Source organism: Arthrobacter sp. NPDC058288, assembly GCF_042880995.1.
GTDB lineage: Bacteria > Actinomycetota > Actinomycetes > Actinomycetales > Micrococcaceae > Arthrobacter.
In genome coordinates, this window is record NZ_JBHVYH010000002.1 from 53440 (window position 1) to 71024 (window position 17585).

18 protein-coding genes are annotated in these 17585 nt (G+C 64.8%); 9 read left to right on the top strand and 9 right to left on the bottom strand.

The genetic code is table 11. The features are described from left to right. Nucleotides 1–20 precede the first annotated feature (20 nt). Complete coding sequence (locus ACFVWT_RS08985; protein WP_390247247.1) at nt 21–1139, bottom strand: histidinol-phosphate transaminase; 1119 nt, start codon at nt 1137–1139, stop codon at nt 21–23. A gap of 60 nt (nt 1140–1199) precedes the next feature. Here ACFVWT_RS08985 and ACFVWT_RS08990 point away from each other — a divergent pair, with 60 nt between their 5' ends. Beyond that, nucleotides 1200–1625, top strand: a complete 426-nt coding sequence (locus ACFVWT_RS08990) for a phage holin family protein (RefSeq protein WP_390247249.1) — start codon at nt 1200–1202, stop codon at nt 1623–1625. Nucleotides 1626–1657: 32 nt separating this feature from the next. Here the strand turns inward: ACFVWT_RS08990 and ACFVWT_RS08995 are convergent, their stop codons facing one another. Next, nucleotides 1658–3088, bottom strand: coding sequence for a hypothetical protein (locus tag ACFVWT_RS08995; protein ID WP_390247251.1), 1431 nt, complete (start codon nt 3086–3088; stop codon nt 1658–1660). After that, nucleotides 3088–3393 carry a hypothetical protein gene (locus ACFVWT_RS09000; RefSeq protein ID WP_390247253.1) on the bottom strand — a complete coding sequence of 102 codons (306 nt, stop codon included), beginning with the start codon at nt 3391–3393 and terminating at the stop codon, nt 3088–3090. Before ACFVWT_RS09000 ends, ACFVWT_RS08995 begins: the two co-directional genes overlap by 1 nt. 191 nt (nt 3394–3584) lie before the next feature. Between ACFVWT_RS09000 and purB the strand changes: the two genes are divergently transcribed. Next, nucleotides 3585–5027, top strand: coding sequence for an adenylosuccinate lyase (purB, locus tag ACFVWT_RS09005; protein WP_390247255.1), 1443 nt, complete (start codon nt 3585–3587; stop codon nt 5025–5027). After that, on the top strand, nt 5024–5695 hold the full coding sequence (locus ACFVWT_RS09010; protein WP_390247257.1) for a histidine phosphatase family protein: 672 nt from the start codon (nt 5024–5026) through the stop codon (nt 5693–5695). The genes purB and ACFVWT_RS09010 overlap by 4 nt, the downstream gene beginning before the upstream one ends. On the opposite strand, the gene ACFVWT_RS09015 is transcribed toward ACFVWT_RS09010, so the two are convergent. From ACFVWT_RS09015 to ACFVWT_RS09025, 3 genes are all read right to left on the bottom strand, one after another. Continuing rightward, nucleotides 5692–6579, bottom strand: coding sequence for a serine/threonine-protein kinase (locus ACFVWT_RS09015; protein WP_390247259.1), 888 nt, complete (start codon nt 6577–6579; stop codon nt 5692–5694). The two genes, ACFVWT_RS09010 and ACFVWT_RS09015, sit on opposite strands and share 4 nt — an antisense overlap. Then, nucleotides 6576–6818 (bottom strand): hypothetical protein, encoded by a 243-nt coding sequence (locus ACFVWT_RS09020; RefSeq protein WP_390247261.1) that lies wholly within the window; start codon nt 6816–6818, stop codon nt 6576–6578. Before ACFVWT_RS09020 ends, ACFVWT_RS09015 begins: the two co-directional genes overlap by 4 nt. Nucleotides 6819–6980: 162 nt before the next feature. Next, nucleotides 6981–7499, bottom strand: a complete 519-nt coding sequence (locus tag ACFVWT_RS09025) for a MarR family winged helix-turn-helix transcriptional regulator (RefSeq protein WP_390247263.1) — start codon at nt 7497–7499, stop codon at nt 6981–6983. A gap of 153 nt (nt 7500–7652) precedes the next feature. Between ACFVWT_RS09025 and ACFVWT_RS09030 the strand changes: the two genes are divergently transcribed. From ACFVWT_RS09030 to ACFVWT_RS09050, 5 genes are all read left to right on the top strand, one after another. Next, complete coding sequence (locus ACFVWT_RS09030) at nt 7653–8156, top strand: GNAT family N-acetyltransferase (RefSeq protein WP_209741905.1); 504 nt, start codon at nt 7653–7655, stop codon at nt 8154–8156. Between the two features lie 84 nt (nt 8157–8240). Further along, nucleotides 8241–8675 carry an acyl-CoA thioesterase gene (locus ACFVWT_RS09035; protein WP_011693861.1) on the top strand — a complete coding sequence of 145 codons (435 nt, stop codon included), beginning with the start codon at nt 8241–8243 and terminating at the stop codon, nt 8673–8675. 212 nt (nt 8676–8887) lie between these two features. Continuing rightward, the gene (locus ACFVWT_RS09040; RefSeq protein ID WP_390247265.1) at nt 8888–9949 is read left to right on the top strand and encodes an extracellular solute-binding protein; all 1062 of its coding nucleotides are present in this window, start codon (nt 8888–8890) and stop codon (nt 9947–9949) included. Nucleotides 9950–9992: 43 nt separating this feature from the next. Further along, entirely contained in the window at nt 9993–11090 is a 1098-nt protein-coding gene (locus ACFVWT_RS09045) for an ABC transporter ATP-binding protein (RefSeq protein ID WP_390247267.1), read from the top strand. Further along, on the top strand, nt 11087–12916 hold the full coding sequence (locus ACFVWT_RS09050) for an ABC transporter permease (RefSeq protein WP_390247269.1): 1830 nt from the start codon (nt 11087–11089) through the stop codon (nt 12914–12916). Before ACFVWT_RS09045 ends, ACFVWT_RS09050 begins: the two co-directional genes overlap by 4 nt. Nucleotides 12917–12971: 55 nt before the next feature. On the opposite strand, the gene ACFVWT_RS09055 is transcribed toward ACFVWT_RS09050, so the two are convergent. The 3 genes from ACFVWT_RS09055 to ACFVWT_RS09065 all read right to left on the bottom strand — a co-directional run bounded on the left by ACFVWT_RS09055 (nt 12972) and on the right by ACFVWT_RS09065 (nt 16124). Beyond that, on the bottom strand, nt 12972–14003 hold the full coding sequence (locus tag ACFVWT_RS09055) for an FAD-dependent monooxygenase (protein WP_390247271.1): 1032 nt from the start codon (nt 14001–14003) through the stop codon (nt 12972–12974). 38 nt (nt 14004–14041) lie between these two features. Beyond that, nucleotides 14042–15232 carry a 4-hydroxybenzoate 3-monooxygenase gene (locus ACFVWT_RS09060; RefSeq protein ID WP_390247273.1) on the bottom strand — a complete coding sequence of 397 codons (1191 nt, stop codon included), beginning with the start codon at nt 15230–15232 and terminating at the stop codon, nt 14042–14044. A 124-nt stretch (nt 15233–15356) separates the two neighbouring features. Next, entirely contained in the window at nt 15357–16124 is a 768-nt protein-coding gene (locus ACFVWT_RS09065) for an IclR family transcriptional regulator (RefSeq protein WP_390247275.1), read from the bottom strand. Nucleotides 16125–16259: 135 nt separating this feature from the next. Here ACFVWT_RS09065 and ACFVWT_RS09070 point away from each other — a divergent pair, with 135 nt between their 5' ends. Next, on the top strand, nt 16260–17525 hold the full coding sequence (locus tag ACFVWT_RS09070; protein ID WP_390247277.1) for an MFS transporter: 1266 nt from the start codon (nt 16260–16262) through the stop codon (nt 17523–17525). The last annotated feature ends 60 nt before the right edge of the window (nt 17526–17585 follow it).

Consider the following 17585-nt stretch of genomic DNA (forward strand, 5'->3'; position numbering starts at 1 on the left):
GCAGGGCGTTATGTTAAGCGCTAGGAACGCCGTGGCGGCTTTGTATAGTTCGCACAGAGCTCGAGGAAGCGGGTGTTCGCTTCCTCCTCGCCGATGCTCACCCTGACGCCCTCGTTACCGAAGGCACGCACGGACAAGGCGCGCTCTCCCGCCAGTGCTGCGAACTCAGCACTGTTTTCCCCGAGATTGAGCCACACGAAGTTGCCCTGGGCGTCCGGCACAAACCAGCCGAGCTCCCGCAACCCGGCCGTGACGCGGTCGCGCTCATCCACCAGGCTTTGTACCCTTTCTACAACCTGGCTGAAGTTTTCCAAGGAAGTGACAGCGGCCCGCTCGGCGATCTGGGATACGGCGAAAGGCGTGGCAGCGACCCGGAGGTGCTGGGTAAGGTCCGGGTGGGAGACGCTGTACCCCACACGAAGGCCGGCCAGTCCGTGCGCCTTGGAGAAGGTCCGCAGGACCACCACGTTGGGGAATTTGCGGTACATCCCGATGCCGTCCACCGCCTGCGGAGCGCGCACGAACTCCTGGTAGGCCTCGTCGATGACGACGACGACATCAGATGGGACAGCGCGAATAAACCGCTCGGTTTCTGCCGTTTCAAGGATGGGACCGGTCGGATTGTTCGGTGTGCACAGCAGGATCACTTTGGTCCGCGCGGTCACGGCTGCTGCCATGGCTTCGAGATCGTGGCGGCCTTCGGGAGTCAGCGGGATCCTGACGCTTTCAGCCCCCGCGAGCCCCACGCAGATGGGGTAGGCCTCAAAGGACCGCCAGGCGTAGATGACTTCATCGGCTTTGCCATCGTCGTTCTGCCCGGCGAAGGTCGCGAGGAGCTGGTTAAGGGCACCCAGGCTGCCGGCACCGGTGACGATATCCTCGGACGGGACCTGCAGGAAGTCCGCGAGCGCCCCCCGCAGCTTGGTGCTGAGCGGGTCCGGGTAGCGGTTGAAATCGGTCTGGTCCGCAATGGCCTGCAACACTGCAGGGATGGGCGGAAGCGGGTTCTCGTTTGAGGACAGCTTGTAGCTGGCAAGGCCCTCGACGACCGCGGGAGGTTTGCCGGCGGCATAGCGGGGAAGCCTGTCCACCACCGGACGCGGCCTGATTCCCCCGGCGGGATTCTCTGGTGAAGTCATGCCCACTAGCCTACTTCTCCGCTTCTGCCGCTTTCCTCAGCCATGTGAAAGCATGGGGCCATGTTTTCTTTCATCGTGCGGGTTCTCATCAACGGCCTGGCTCTCTGGATTGCGAGCTGGATCCTGCCCGGTATGGACATCTCCACCACCGCAACGACGGAAGCCGTTGCCCAAGGAGGCGTCACGCAGGGAACGGATCCGCTTGGCGTAGTCCTTGCCTACCTGTTCATCGGCCTGATTTTCGGCCTGGTCAATGCACTGGTGCGGCCGATCGTCAGCCTGTTGTCCCTGCCGATCACCATCCTGACGCTTGGCCTTTTCACGATCGTCATCAATGCCGCCATGCTGTTCCTGACGTCCTGGCTGAGCAGCTACACCCCCGTCCACTTCACCATTGACTCGTTCTTCTGGACTGCTGTGCTGGCGGCGATCATCATCACGGTGGTCTCCCTTGTAGCGGGCAGGATCACCGGCGTCCGACGCTAAGGTGCGCGTTGCGCGCTCCAGCACATGCCCGCCTAGCGGCCGACCCATCTGGCTGCGCCTCGGGGCAGCCTTTCCTGCTGGCGTGCCGGCGTGGCCGTCGGTTCCCGGTTGACCGCAAAGCGGGTGGCTGTCCCGGCCCCTCCCGCGCCAACAATCCCGGCGAGGACCGCCGTGTTCGCGACCAGGGACGGGTTTTCGCTTGCGGAGACCCGTCTGGCCGCTGCCTCGTAATTTTCGAGGTTGTGGCCGGGCCCGAGCCCGGTTTCCTTGCCTTCCGGCGTGACCACCCGGTCCGTTAGCGTGACAGTGACCCTGTCCCTTGTGTCCGGGTTTGGGGTTCCGTCACCGCCGGGAACCCAGTCCTGGCGGTGTTCGAGGTGGAGGGACGTGATTCCGGGTGCCGGGGTAATACCGCCCACGGGTGAACCGGCCGTCAGGACGTACTTCAGGTCGAATTCGGCGAGGAACGCGTTGTCGCTGCTGAGGTTCATGGCATGCGCCCCGCCCTGGCTGTAGCCGACGGCCACTACCTGGTCCCCCTTGACTGCGCCGGCCTGGTGCAGCGCGGACAAAACGGCGGCATTGAGCTGTTCGGAGCCATAGCCCAGGGCCTCCGCAATCCCGGCCTCATCCAGCGGGTTCGCTCCCCCGGGCGGATCCGTGGGCTGAGTGCCGGGGACGATAACGATGAAAGCCTTGCGCCCGCTATTCTCGACCTGGACCACCTCTATTGTGCCGTGCCCGTCCGCGTCCAGCTCGCGGAGCCGGGCGAGCAGGCCGGCAGGGGAGGTGTCTACGTCGACGTCCCGCGCCAGTTCCTCCACCGCGGTGACCGGGCGGGGCTTCAACCGCGGGAAATAGTTTTCCACTAACCTGCGAACGGAAGGGCCTGCGGCCGAGATAGACCGGCCGGCGGCCAGCTCTGCGGCCAATGCCCGAACGAGGTCCTCTTTCGGTGCAATGGTGGCCAGCAGCCCGATGGACAACGGCACCGCAAGGGCCTCGGCGGCGTCACGGCTCGGGTAGTTGGTTTGAGTCAGATCCACGAACAACAAGGGCAGGAAGCCCCAGCCGTCGTCCGGCACTCGGATCCCCGCGGCGACCATTGACTCGGCCGTTTCGTAATCGCGCTGGCTCGCCCGGACCTGACTGCTGAGGTGCTGGAGTTCTTCCCTGACGGCGCGAACTGCCTGGCACCCTTCACCCACCGCAATCAGTGCGGCCGTGCCGCTGGCACGGGGATCGTTCTCGTACGGACATAGCTCCTCCCAGACCCGGCGAACCCCAACTTCAACCGCGGCAAGTTCGTCAGCCATACCTTCAAGTTCAGCCACACCGGCCATGAGTTCTTCCAGCTGGAAGCTGATTCCGCCGACTCCGCCGCGGATCCGCATGCTGCCGTCCGTTGCCGGTTCCAACGCTCCCAGCTGGCCTCCGCTTCCGGAAGGCGTGACCTCTGCCATCAGTACCCTCCCCCGGGCGTCCGCTGGGAGGAGACCGAAACATGCTGCGCGTGGCGGAGCACCGCTTCATAGGCCGACATCAGCCGCTCTCGGGCCCGGCCCAGCGCGGCGGCCTGCAACGAAATGGCGGTCCGGTACGCCTGTCCGGCCGGCGACTGCCACTCCGACAGCTGAACCCGGCGGAACGCGAGCATCGAAGTATCGAGGCTGTGCGCAAACCCCGCGACGCGCCAGGCCAGCTGCTGCACCTCAAAGCTTCGCGACCCGCAGGTGTTGGCATCCGCTGCAGTGATGCTCCCGCTCATTCCTGTCCCCCTGACTTCTGTTGTTCCGCATGGTCGGTAATAACGACGCTAAGGACCGGTGGAGCGGCGTGGAACTGCCGGGGCCGGCTATGTGGAAAACGGCGGACACCGCGGAATCCGGGGCCCGGCGTGGAGAAGTCATACGGACACCGCGCTTAAGGGGCAGCGCTACTTAATGAAAGAATCAGCACATGCCTGAAACTGCCGCCACAGCTGAGACCCGTACGCCCTCCGGACGCCTGGCCCTTGCCGCCTCGCCGGAGAAGATCGCTTTAGGCCCGCTGGACGGCCGGTACCAGTCCGCCGTCGCACCGCTGGTGGATTACCTGTCCGAGGCGGCCCTCAACCGGGACCGCGTGGCCGTCGAAGTTGAGTGGCTCATCCATCTGACGAGCAACAACGTCCTCCCGGGCGCCGGCCCGCTGACGTCCGAACAGCAGGACCAGCTCCGCGCCATCGTCACGGAATTCGACTCTGCCTCCGTCACCGAGCTGGCCGACATCGAAGCCGTCACGGTGCACGACGTCAAGGCAGTTGAGTACTACATCGGCCGCAGGCTGCCGGCCATCGGCATTGAGCGGCTGACCGCCATGGTGCACTTCGGCTGCACCTCGGAAGACATCAACAACCTCTCCTACGCGCTGGGCGTCAAGGGCGCCGTGGAGGACGTGTGGCTGCCCGCCGCCAGGGCGCTGGTGGCCCAGATCAGCACGATGGCGGACGACAACCGCAGCGTCGCCATGCTTTCCCGCACGCACGGCCAGCCGGCCACGCCCACCACGCTGGGCAAGGAACTGGCTGTCATAGCCCACCGCCTGAACCGCCAGCTGGACCGGATCGCCAAGACGGAATACCTGGGCAAAATCAACGGTGCCACCGGCACCTACGCCGCCCACGTTGCTTCCGTTCCCGGCGCTGACTGGCAGCACGTCGCGAAGTCATTCGTTGAGGGCCTGGGCCTGACCTGGAACCCGCTGACCACCCAGATCGAAAGCCACGACTGGCAGGCGGAACTATACGCCGACGTCGCCCGCTTCAACCGGATCCTGCACAACGTGTGCACCGACATCTGGAGCTACATTTCCATCGGTTACTTCGCGCAGATCCCGGTGGCGGGCGCCACGGGTTCCTCCACCATGCCGCACAAGGTCAACCCGATCCGCTTTGAGAACGCCGAAGCCAACCTGGAGATCTCCTCCGGCCTGCTGGACGTGCTGGGCTCCACGCTGGTCACCTCGCGCTGGCAGCGTGACCTCACCGACTCCTCCAGCCAGCGCAACATCGGTGTCGCCTTCGGCCACTCCCTGCTGGCCATCTCGAACGTGGTCAAGGGCCTGGAGCGCCTGGACGTGGCCGAGGACGTCCTCGCGGGCGACCTCGACACCAACTGGGAAGTTCTGGGCGAGGCCATCCAGATGGTGATGCGCGCTGAGGCAATTGCCGGCGTCGAGGGGATGGAAAACCCCTACGAGCGACTCAAGGACCTGACCCGCGGGCAGCGCGTGGATGCCGCCCGGATGCAGGAATTCGTCCAGGGGCTGGGCCTCTCAGCAGAAGCCGAAGCCCGGCTGCTGGCCCTGACCCCGGGGAAGTACACGGGCATCGCGGACAAGCTGGTGGATCACCTCAAATGAGGCTCCTGCTCATCCGCCACGGCCAGACCCCCGGCAACGTCCTGGGCCAGCTGGACACCGCGCACCCGGGACCGGGGCTGACGGAACTCGGCGAACGCCAGGCCGAAGCGTTGTCCCGTGCTCTGGCGAATGAGCGGATCCACGCCCTCTACGCCTCCACCCTGGTCCGGACCCAAATCACGGCCGCGCCGCTGGCGCGGCTGCACGGGCTGGACACGGAGGTGATCGAGGGCATCCACGAGATCGAAGCCGGTGCGCTCGAAAAGCTGACGGACCACGAATCGCACAAGCGGTACCTGGGCACCATATTCTCCTGGGCCGACGGCGACCTGGACCGTCGGATGCCTGCAGGTCCCAGCGGCCGGGACTTCTTCGACCGCTATGACGCCGCGATCGCCGCAGTGGCGGAGCGTGCGAACGGAAACGGGGATTCCGGATCCGTTGCCGTGGTCAGCCACGGGGCGGCCATCCGGGTGTGGGCAGGACTGCGGGCCGGCAACATTGAGCCGGACTTTGCCGCGAAGCATGTACTGAACAACACCGGCATTGTGGCGCTGGAGGGCGACCCCGACGGCGGCTGGAAGCTCATCCACTGGGATGACAGCCCCGTGGGCGGCCTGGCTCTGGCCGATCCGACCGCGGGAGACCCCGCCGGGAGACCGGCCTAGCAGTAGCTCCCGGAGCGCGCCTCCACCCGGCGGCGCAGGGGATGCGGACGCTGCAGGAGCATCGCGGCCTCTGCCGTGGCTTCGAGTGCCGTGGGGCGCTCCGCCGCCCGCATGGCTGTCATCGATCCCAGCAGCGACTCCCATTGCGGACTGAGATGCCGCGGTATCCCGGGGCTCCTCAGCGTCCTTGCGACCAGGGATTCGACAGCGGTCCCGGGGAAGGCTTTGACACCCGTCAGGCATTCGAGAAGGACCAGCCCCAGGGCATAGATGTCGTCAGCCGGGCGGACCGTCTCACCGTTGGCCTGCTCCGGGCTCATGTACTGAACGGTGCCGGAAGACGTCCCGGGCTCCGGCTCGGTTCCCGCCGGCGCAGCTATGCCGAAGTCGATGATCCGGACGGGGCATTGGCGCAGGCTGCTTAGCAGCAGGTTCGCCGGCTTGATGTCTCTGTGCACGATTCCGCGCGCATGCAGGTGCCGCAATCCGGACAGGAGACCCACCGCCCAAGGAGCTACTTCATTCCCGGGCACTGGCCCCCGCCGGATTGTTTCCGCTAGGCTCCTGCCGTAAACAAGTTCCTGGACCAGGAAGGGGCGGCCCGCCCAGCAAGAATCCGCTGCCGCGGTGCCCTTGTCAACAAATTGCACGAGCGCCGGATGACGCAATCCCTCCATCAGGACAGCTTCAGCGGCGATGCGTTCACCATTCCGCTCGTCCGCCAGCGCAGCCACTTTAATGGCGACTGGGCGGCCGTCACGGCGGGCGGTACCGCGGAACACCTGGGCGGTGGCACCGATGCCTACCCGTTCATGCATCACATACCGCGTGTCCGCACCGGCATCCCATATCTCGGGAGGCTGGCAGCCGCCGTCGCCGGTCATGACAGGCGGATATCGGCCAGAAGGCTGGCCGCGGGTGCCACGTTTACCCAGGAGTCCAGCTGGAAGCCGCATCGGCACCGCCACAATTCGGGCAGGTCGGCCAGGGCGTCACCGGCATCGTATGAGTAGGCCGACATGGTCCGCGCGGCCGGTTTGGACCACTCCATGGCCACACCGCAGTGCCTGGGCGGGTAACCGCCCGGGCCGGATCCGTCCGAAACACGGGCTGGCTCGGTCATGGTGCCTGATTGTGCCGTAGCCGTTTCCGTCCGCTGGCCCCGTCCGTCAAATCGTGTGAACGTCACCAAGCGAACCCAACTCCCTATGCCAAGCGTCAAACTACCAACGGTCAACCCATTAATAGTAAGCATACATATAAATAGTCAATATAACTAGCTTGTCTAACTATCTAAATCAGGCTTGACGTGGTTTTCGGGATCGATCGCCTCGCGCATGCGCTGGAGGAAAGCGATCACGACGCCGGCCTCCTCCGCGGTCAGCTCCTCCGCCACCGCCATCATCCGGCGATGCATGGCTCCGAGAGTGGCCCGGACTTCCGTATCGGATTCGGTCGTCGGGACAACGATCAGCGACCGCCTGTCCGTGGGATGGGGTTCGCGCCGCACATGACCGCTGCCCACCAGGCGGTCAATCAGCGAGGTGGTGGATGCGCTCGTGATGCCTAGGAAATTGCTGAGGTCCTTGGGTACCACAGCTTTGTTCGAAGCCCGGGCGCGGAGGAGGAAGCGCAGGGCGAGGATGTCCGTCTCCCCCATGCCCATCGAATCCCTGGTGGACCGGCGCGTCGCCACTTCAGCGTTGCGATAGTCACGCAAGGACTGCAACACGGCTGCGCTATGGTCGAACTGCCCGTCGGCGCCGTACCAATAGCCGGACCCGGTACTGCTGTTCAAAGCCATTGAATAATACTAGCCGATCTGATAACTAGATCAGCTTGCTAGTTTTTGGGGCGCCCGTCCCCTGTTCTTCGGACGCTTACCCGCAGGAAACACCGCGGAAACGGCCCCCTCTTAGGCTTATTTTGCATAACCCTCCGGCGAATTGAGGCAGTGATGCAGACCAACCCCCGTCTCAACATCAGGCAGGTCACTTGGGCCAACCCCGTGGGCGCCGACCTGCGTGCAGCACAGCAGGCGGAACTGGACGCCCGCTTCGGTACGAAGGACCACGAACCCGGGCCGCCGCCGTCGGAAGCGGATACCGCAGTGTTCCTGGTGGCCTACGAGAAGAGCTCCGGCCAGCCGGTGGGCTGCGGCGGGCTGAGGATGCTGGACTCCACGACGGCGGAAATCAAGCGGCTGTATGTGTTGCCCTACACGCGGGGTTCGGGCGTGGCGAGCTCGATCCTCGCAGCGCTGGAGGCGCACGCGTACGGCATGGGCGTCACCTCCATCACCGCCGAGGCGGGCTCCGCACAGCCGGACGGCAGGAATTTCTACCAGAGCTGCGGCTTTGACGAAGTACCGAATTTCGGCCCGTACATCGGCGTCGAGCACTCCTACTGCTACGCCAAGAAGATAGATTCCCACAGCGCCGCCCACACTGCCATGGCCTGACGGCGGCAGGCGCCTGCCGCCGTCGCCGCCTGGTAAGCGCCGTCACACTGCGGCCGGCGGGGTGCCGTCGGCTAACCTCGCTGTATGGAATCGGCAGACATTACTTTCCGTACGCGCAAATGGGTGCGCCCCGAAGACCTCAACGCGAACGGCACACTGTTCGGCGGAAGCCTGCTGAAATGGATCGACGAGGAAGCGGCCATCTACGCCATCCTGCAGCTCGGCAACGGCCGGGCCGTCACCAAATACATTTCCGAAATCAACTTCGTCAGCTCCGCGGTACAGGGCGACCTGATTGAGATGGGGCTGACCGCCACGCGCTTCGGCCGCACATCGCTGACCATGCGCGCCGAAGTGCGGAACATGATCACCCGGCAGAGCATCCTCACCATCGAGGAAATCGTGTTCGTGAACCTCGACCCGCACGGCAAGCCCGAACCCCACGGCTATACCGAGATCACGTACGACCGCGACCGCATCCCCACCCACCACCTGACCGAGACCCTGGAACAGGACTGACCCTTCCGGGGTACCCCGGATGTTCACGGTGCGTTAAAGCCACGGGCGCGCGCTGTTGGGGCGCCTGGACAAGACTCGAACGCCGGGGCCGGGTAGTTTATCGAATCGATAGCTATAAACGGCCCGAATCGGCGTTAGCCGCTATAGGCTTGCCGGACAATGCTCCGGTTCCAGTTCAGAAATGGGTCTCAATCGTGCACAAACTCAAAACAATGGTTGCCGCCGCTGTCGCCGTCACCCTTCTAGCCGGTTGCGGTGCCGGCACCGCAGCCCCCGAAACTTCCGGAAATTCCTCCGCGGCCGGGGCCTCGGGTGACACCTTGGTTGTGTACACCAACTCCAACGGAGAGGGCCGCGGGGAGTGGCTGACGAAAAAGGCATCGGACGCCGGCTTCAAGATTGAGATTGTGGGTGCCGGCGGCGCCGACGCGACCAACAAACTGATCGCCGAGAAGAACAACCCCATTGCGGACGTTGCCTTCGGCCTCAACAACATGTACTTCGCCCAGGTAAAAGCAGCCGGTGCGATCGAGGCCTATGAGCCTGCCTGGGCGGGCGAAGTGGATGCTTCCCTCGCCGACAGCGACGACGACAAGGCCTACTGGCCGCTGGTCAAGCAGGCCATCCTGCTCGGCTACAACTCGGACAAGTTCGCCCCGGAGAAGGCACCGAAGGATTGGACCGACCTGTGGTCCAAAGACGAGTTCAAAACGCGCTATGAGCGCGTCACCGGGCTTGGTACCGCCACCGCGCAGCTGGTATTCGCCGGTATCCTCTCCCGCTACAAGGACGATTCAGGCGATCTGGGCATCTCCGATGAAGGCTGGAAGCAGGTGGAGCAGTACTTCAAGAACGGCAGCCCCGCCGTAGCGAAAACCGATCTCTTCGCCCGTATCGCGTCAGGGGAAGTGGACATGGGGCAGATGCCGTCGTCGATCGTGGCTGAACGCGAGAAGTCCTTCAAGGTGAACGTTGAAACGGTGGTTCCGCCCGTCGGCGTCCCCCTCGCGGTGGAGCAGATCGCCCTGGTGAAGGGGACCGACAAAAAGGAACAGGCCCAAAAGTTCATCGACTGGTTTGGCAGTGCCGACGTCCAGGGCGAGTTTGCACAGCAGTTCAACTCAATGCCTGTGAACAAGTCCGCCGCAGCCAAGGCCAAGCCGGAGGTGGTGGAGTTCTTCAACGGACTCAAGCAGCAGGACATTGACTGGAACTTCGTCCAGGAAAACATGGGCTCGTGGGTGGAAAAGATCGAGCTCGAGTACATGACGTAACCCTGCCCTACCACCTTCCGCAGTCCCACCAGACAGGTTTCCCATGATCCGCTTGGACAACATCGAAGTTTCCTTCGGCGATTTTATTGCCATCCCGCACCTGGACCTCCACGTCCGGCCCGGCGAGTTCTTCACGCTGCTGGGCCCGTCAGGGTGCGGCAAAACGACGGCGCTCCGGACGCTGGCAGGCTTCATCGAGCCGACCGCGGGAACGGTCCATGTGGATGGCAAGAACGTCACGCGCCTGCCCAGCGACAAGCGCCAAGTGGGGATGGTTTTCCAGAATTACGCTCTTTTCCCGAGCATGAGCGTGTGGGAAAACATCGCCTTCGGCCTGCGGGTGCGAAAGGAAAAGTCCGCCGAGAGTGACCGCCTGGTGCGCGACATCGCGCGCCGGGTGGAGCTCAGCGATGAGCAACTGGACAAGAACGTGGCGGAGCTTTCGGGTGGCCAGCAGCAACGGGTGGCCGTTGCCCGCGCGTTGGTGCTTCGCCCCAAGATCCTGCTCCTCGACGAACCGCTGTCCAATCTCGACGCCAAGCTGCGGCATCAGCTTCGGCAGCAACTCAAGGACCTGCAGAGCGAATTCGGCATCACCACCGTTTACGTGACCCACGACCAGGACGAAGCCCTTGCCATGAGCGACCGCGTGGCCGTCTTCAACAAGGGCGTGGTGGAGCAGGTGGGAACTCCGCAGGAGATTTACGACCAGGCGGCCACCGAGTTTGTCTGCAATTTCATTGGTGACAGTTCCACCCTGACCGCGGAGTTCGTCGCTGAACTCAACCGGCTCTCGGGCGCGGGACTCAGCACGGCGGCAAATTCCTACCTCAGGGTGGAAAAAGCGTCGCTGACACCGCCGGCAACCGGCGGTTCAGCAGCCGGCGGCACCGCCGTCGGGGTTTCCGGGGAGGTGGTGTCCCGCACCTATCACGGCCTCCACAGCCGCTACGTGGTGCGGAGCCACGGCGCCGACATCCGGCTGCTGGTGAAGGAGGACGGCGGCGTCCACCCCGAGGCGGGAGCGGACACCACTATCTACGTGCAACCAGGCCACGTGCTGCAGTACCATTCCGGCACCGGGTCGGCGCTGGCCGCGCAGGACCTGGCCACGCAGGACCAGGCAGCGTCCCTCCGATGAGCAGCGGCACTTCGGCCAGGAGCATGCTCCGTTCCCCGTTCATCATCATTGTGGGGACGGTCCTGACCTGGTTCATCGCGGCGTTCCTCGTCTGGCCGAACGCGAACGTGCTGATCGAAACCTTTTTCCCCGAGGGAAACTTCTCCGGCCGGGCAGCGGAGAAGCTCTTTTCCTCCCAGCGCGCCATGAAATCCCTGGGCAACAGCTTCCTGCTGGCAGTGGCGCTCTCCATCACGGTGAACGTTGTGGGAATCTTCATCGTCCTGGTCACCCATTACTTCCGGATCCGCGGATCCAAGATCCTGTTCCTGGGATACGCCACCACCTTCATTTACGGGGGCATCGTGCTGGCGGCGGGCTACAAGTTCATCTACGGCGACAAGGGAATCGTCACAGCTTTCCTGCTGAACGTCTTTCCGGGGATGGATCCGGGCTGGTTTTCGGGCTTCTTCGCCGTCTTGGCGGTGATGACCTTCGCCACCACCACCAACCACATGCTCTTTGTCGCGAACGCCCTCAAAGGCGTCGACTACCAGACCATCGAAGCGGCCAGGAACCTTGGCGCTTCCACTTGGACCATCCTTCGCCGCATCGTCCTGCCGATGCTGAAACCCACGCTCTTTGCCGTCACCATCCTGTCCTTCCTGACCGGCCTCGGGGCACTCAGCGCGCCGCAGGTCCTCGGCGGACGCGACTTCCAGACCATCACCCCGATGATCCTCACGTTCACGAACAGCCCCACGTCCCGCGACCTGGCGGCGCTGCTCGCCGTCATCCTCGGTGCGGCCACCATCCTGATGCTCGCGGTCATGTCGCGCCTGGAAAAGGGCGGCACCTACTTTTCCGTGTCCAAGGTTTCCTCCGCGCTGCAGAAGCAGAAAATTTCCAACCCGGCAGCCAACATTGCCGTCCATGCGGCGGCCTACCTGCTGTTTGCGGTGTACACCCTGCCCGTGGTCCTGATTGTGTTGTTCTCCTTCGCGGACGGCGCCGCCATCCAGACCGGACAGCTCTCGCCGGGCAGCCTTACCTTCGACAATTATGTGCGTGTGCTGACCCAGCCTTCAGGCCTGCGGCCTTTTGTCATCAGCGTTGCCTACAGCGCGCTTGCCGCGGTTATCGCCGTGGGCGGCCTGCTCTTCGTGGCGCGGATTCTGCAGAAACACAAGAACTGGGTTACGGCCATCTTCGAGTACCTGTTGCACATCCCGTGGATCCTGCCGTCGGCCTTGCTGGCCCTGGGGTTGATCATCAGCTACGACCACCCGAATCCGCTGGTGGGCGGCGCCGTCCTCACCGGTACCACCGTCATCCTCCTGATCGCATTTGTCACGGTTAAAATTCCCTTCACGCTGAGGATGCTCAAGGCGTCGTTTGCGTCGGTGAATTCGTCGCTGGAGGAGGCGGCAACCATCATGGGGGCAAAAACCCTGTACGTCTTCCGGCGCATCCTGCTGCCGCTGGTCCTTCCGGCCGCTGCGGCCATTGCCGCCCTCAACTTCAACAGCATGCTGGACGATTACGACACCGCCATCTTCCTGGCGCATCCGCTGGTCCAGCCGCTGGGCCTGGTCATCAAGGCCAACACGGACGGCGCCGAAGGCGTGGACGGCGTGTCCAACACCTTCGTCTACACGGTGCTGCTGATGGTCATCACCGGACTGACAATGTATCTCGTCTACGGAAGATCGGGCGGAGGGCCCGGCAGGCGCCGGCGCTCGAAGCGCGGCGGACCCGGTGTTGCGGCAGGCGTGGCTGCTCCCGCTGCACCGCCCGTTGTGGAGATGGCGGACGCCAAGGCATCCGCACCGAGCCGGGTGCCTTAATACACCCCCGAAAGACCGCACCCGACGGCGGTGCGCGCCAGGAGGTCTGCGCCCGCTACGTGGAGCGGTCCAGCCGTCCGGCCACGCTGAGGATCCGGTCCCGGAGGGGTTGGGCGGACTCGGCAAGCACCAGCCGGGTCATGGCGGACGACGCCACCCGTAAGGCCTGACTTCGCACTACGCGCCGTTTGTTATACGCCCTGAGCGCCTCCGGAAGCGGCCGCGAGTTGAGCAACCCCGCGAGGACAACAGAATCAACCAGGGCTTCGCAGGCCCCGCGCCCCAGGTTCGGTGTCATGCCGTGCGCAGCGTCTCCCACCAGCACGGTGCCGTCCCGCGTGTAGCGCCGGAGGGCCGGCACGGTCCAGATCCGCTGGGCGAGTGTTGCTTCGGGGGCCGCCCCGGCAAGAACGCGGCCGATTCCCGGAGCCTTGCCTGAAAAGCGGCGGCGGGTGAGATCCAGTGCCGCCGCAACATCGACGCCGCCGGGCCCCAGGTCCGACCGGTAGGAGGCATACCAGTACGTCCGCTGCCGCGAGGCCGGAGCGATGCCGAACAATTCGCCGCGGCCCCAGTATTCGCCGCCCTCATCCACAGGAACAGGTTCATCGATGATCCCGCGCAAGGCGAGGTAGGGACTGAGTCGCTCCAGGGACCGCGGACCCCACCGCTCCCGGCGAACCACGCTGTGGACGCCGTCGGCTCCCACCACCAGCCCAGGACCTGGAAGCGAGGTCACCGCCCCGAACACCCGGGCAACAGTCTCCGGCACGGCAGCGTCCAGGAGCCGAAGCAGGTCGGCGCGCGAAACGCCGATCACGCCTGCAACCTCGGCCCTGAACCATGCCTTCCCTGACACGTCCCGCAGTGCCATGGCCTCAAATGCGGAGCCTGCCGCCTGAATTTCCGGCAGGATCCCCACGGTGGCGAGTGCCTGTTGGGCCTCCGGCCACATGGCCAGGGACGTCTCCACTGTTGGCAGCGTGTTCCGCTGCTCGTGCACAGTGACGTGGAAGCGTCCGGAGTCGAGCGTCGCGGCAAGGGCCAGACCGGCAATGCCCCCGCCAACGATCGTTATGCCGTGCATTCCCTGAGTCTAAGGCCGGCGCTGCTTCCGAGGACTGCCTAGCGGGCCCCCGGCCAGCCGGTGTAGGCCTCGGCCAGATAGGCCCTGCCGTGGCGGGAGGAAACCACTGAGTTGAGCTCACCCAGCTGCCGGGCCCGGGAGAAATCGTCAGCATCCGCCGGCGTGTGGAGCATCGAGGTCATCCAGTAGGAGAACTGCTGCGCCTTCCAGACACGTTCCAGGGCGCGGTCGCTGTAGGCGTCCAACAGCACCGTGGAACCGGTCCTGTAGTAGCTCTCCAGCCCTTCGAACAGGACCTTGACGTCGTGGATTGCCAGGTTCAGGCCCTTTGCGCCGGTGGGCGGTACAGTGTGGGCGGCGTCTCCGGCCAGGAAGAGCTTTCCGTGGCGCATGGGGGCGTGGACAAAGCTGCGGAACTTCAGGACCATCTTGTCGATGACCGGGCCTTCCTTGAGCTCGAAGCCGTTGCCGTTGACCCGGCTGCGGAAGGCGTCCCAGATGCGGTCCTCGCTCCAGTTGTCCACGTCTTCGTTGGGATCGCACTGGAAGTACATGCGCTGCACGGTTTCGGTCCGCTGGCTGATCAGGGCAAAGCCGTTGTCCGAGTTGGCGTAGATCAGCTCTTCGGAGCTGCGGGGTGCTTCGGCCAGGATGCCGAACCAAGCGAAGGGGTACTCGTGGAAGTACCACTTGCGGTCCGCCTCCGGGATCTGGAAGCGGCAGTGGCTGCGGGAACCGTCCGCACCGGTGATGAAGTCGGCCTGCAGCTCATATTCGACACCGTCGGCGTCCGTGAACCAGACCTTTGGGGATCCTTCGATGTCGTGGATGGTGGTGTCCGTAACGCTGTACCGGACGTCTCCACCGTCGGCCTCGCGGCGTGCGGCAAGGTCCATGAACACGTCAGTCTGCGGGTAGAGCCACACCGACTCCCCCACCAGGTCCTGGAAGTCGATCCGGTGGCTTTCGCCGTTGAAGCGCAGCTCGATGCCGTCGTGCCTGTCGCCGTCCCGCAGCACGCGGTCCGAGACGCCGCTGTCCACCAGCATGTTCACGGTGCCGTGCTCCAGGATGCCGGCGCGGACTGTCTCCTGGATTTCCTGGCGGCTCCGGATTTCGATGACGGTGGATTCTATGCCGGACTTGGCGAGCAGATGCGAGAGCATCAGGCCTGCCGGGCCTGCGCCCAGGATGGCTACCTGGGTGGTGATCACTTTGCGGGCTGCCATGGTGTTTCCTCGCTTCGTTGCGGGGCCCGGCGGGAGTGCCCGGGGCCTGTTGGATCGTCTGGAAACAGTGTGCGCTCCGACGCGTGATCCGCGTTACAGCGATTCCGTTGAACGGAATTCAGGTCTAGTCGCGTAACTCTGCAGGGCTCTGCGATTCAGCGAGGCGGCGGCCGATGCCGCGGGCTGCCGTCTGCAGGGCCGGGACCAGCGCCTGCAGGCGCACCTCGCGCAGGGGAACCACGACGCCGATCGCGGCCACTGTCCGTTTCTTGCGGTTCATCACGGGAACGGCAATGCCCCAGGTGTCCGGATCCACCACGCCGGCCAGCTGGGCGTAACCCTGGCGCGCAGCCTCCCCGAGCTGGAGGCGCAATTCCTCCACTGTCAGGCTGCCGGCAGGATCGGTGAAACCCGCAAGGTAGTCCGCTTGGACCGCGTGCGGCTGGTTGGCCATCAGGACCATCCCCGCAGAGGAAACGTGTACGGGCATGCGGCCGGCAACCTGCGCCCGGTTGGCTACCGAACCGCGCCGCGAAAGCCGCTCGACGAACAAGGCTTCCCAGCCGTCCAGCACCGCAAGGTTCACGTTCTGGTTGAGCACCTGCTGGATGTCCTCCATGAACGGCATGGCGGCCTGGCGCAGTTCCAGTGTGGGCGAATTGCGGTTGACGAGCTCCCAGAGCCGCAGCCCCAGCTGCACCGAACCGCCAGCGCCGACGTCGAGCAGCCCGTGTCCGGCCAGCTGGCGCACCAGCCGGTGGGCCGTGGTCAGCGGCAGCCCCGCCCGCTCGGCGAGTTCGGAAAGGGCCAGCACGTTCACGCCCTCCGGAAAAGCGGCAATGACGCGGACCACGCGGTCCACCACAGAGTCCCCGGAAACCGAGTTTGCCACACGTCTCCTTCCATTGAATGGTTCGAAGTGTCCCACATAACACTGCCAAGTGGTACAAATCTCAGGGTGGGGACCCTTTGGTCCCGACTTGTTTCACACGGAAACAGAGCGCACTAATCAACTCTTGAGGTAGCAATGTCAACGACGTCGTTGGAAAACAAATCACGCTGGCCCGTCTGGCTCTGCTGGCTGGCCATGGTCCTGGACGGCTTTGACCTGGTGGTGCTTGGCACCGTCATCCCCACGCTCATCAAGACCCACGACCTTGGCTTCGACGCCGTGGGCGCCACCTTTGCTGCGACCATCTCCCTGGTGGGCGTCGGCCTCGGAGCACTGTTCATCGCGCCGCTTTCTGACCGGTTCGGCCGGCGGAACCTGTTGGTTGCCTGCGTTACGTGGTTCTCCATCTTCACCATTGCCGTGGTCTTTGCCCCCAACGTGGCAGTCTTCAGCGCCTTCAGGCTGCTGGCGGGCCTGGGGCTGGGCGCCTGTCTCCCCGCCGCTTTGGCCTACATGAACGATTACGCTCCCGCAGGATCCGCCGGCAAGTCCACCACCCGGACCATGACCGGCTACCACGCAGGCGCAGTGGCCACCGCCTTCCTGGCGCTCATGGTCATCCCGGACTGGCGCATCATGTTCGTGGTTGGCGGCGTTGCGGGCTTCGCGCTGGTGCCGTTCCTGTGGTTCAAGCTGCCGGAAACGCTGCCCGCCGTCATCTCCCTTCCGGCCCCCGGCAACGCCGCCGCGAAAGAACCAGCTCCTGCGGTGGAGGACCGCGCCAGCTTCAAGGACCTCGGGCGGAAGCCGTACCCGCTCGTGGCCGCCGGTGTTGCCGTGGCTTCGTTCATGGGCCTGCTGCTGGTGTACGGATTGAACACCTGGCTGCCGCAGCTCATGTCGTCCGCCGGTTACTCGCTCAGCGCCGGGCTCTCGCTCCTGCTGGTTCTGAACGTGGGCGCCGTGGCGGGCCTGGTCGTGGCCGGCATCTTGGCGGACAAGCACGGAACCAAGAAGATCGTGCTTCTCTGGTTCGGACTCTCCGCCGTGTTCCTGGCAGTACTCAGCGTGAAAATCCAGAACGAGCTGATCCTGAACGCGGCCGTCTTCGTTACGGGCGTCTTCGTCTTCAGCTCCCAGGTGCTGGTGTACGCCTGGGTGAGCCAGCTGTTCCCGCCGCGGTTGCGTGGCACCGCGCTGGGCTTCGCTGCAGGGGTCGGGCGCCTTGGCGCCATCCTCGGTCCGGCCGTCACGGGCACGCTGGTGGCCGCCGGCATCGCCTACCCCTGGGGCTTCTACGTCTTCGCCGGCGCGGCCGTTCTCGCCGTGGCAGCCCTCGTCATGGTCCCGCAGGCCGTCCCCGCAGCAGCTGGCAAGCGGACCGCCGTCGGGCCTTCCTAAACCCGGCGCCGCAGCGGGTTATCAATCCGGCCCGACGAGAGTACCCTTTGCAGGAAGTAA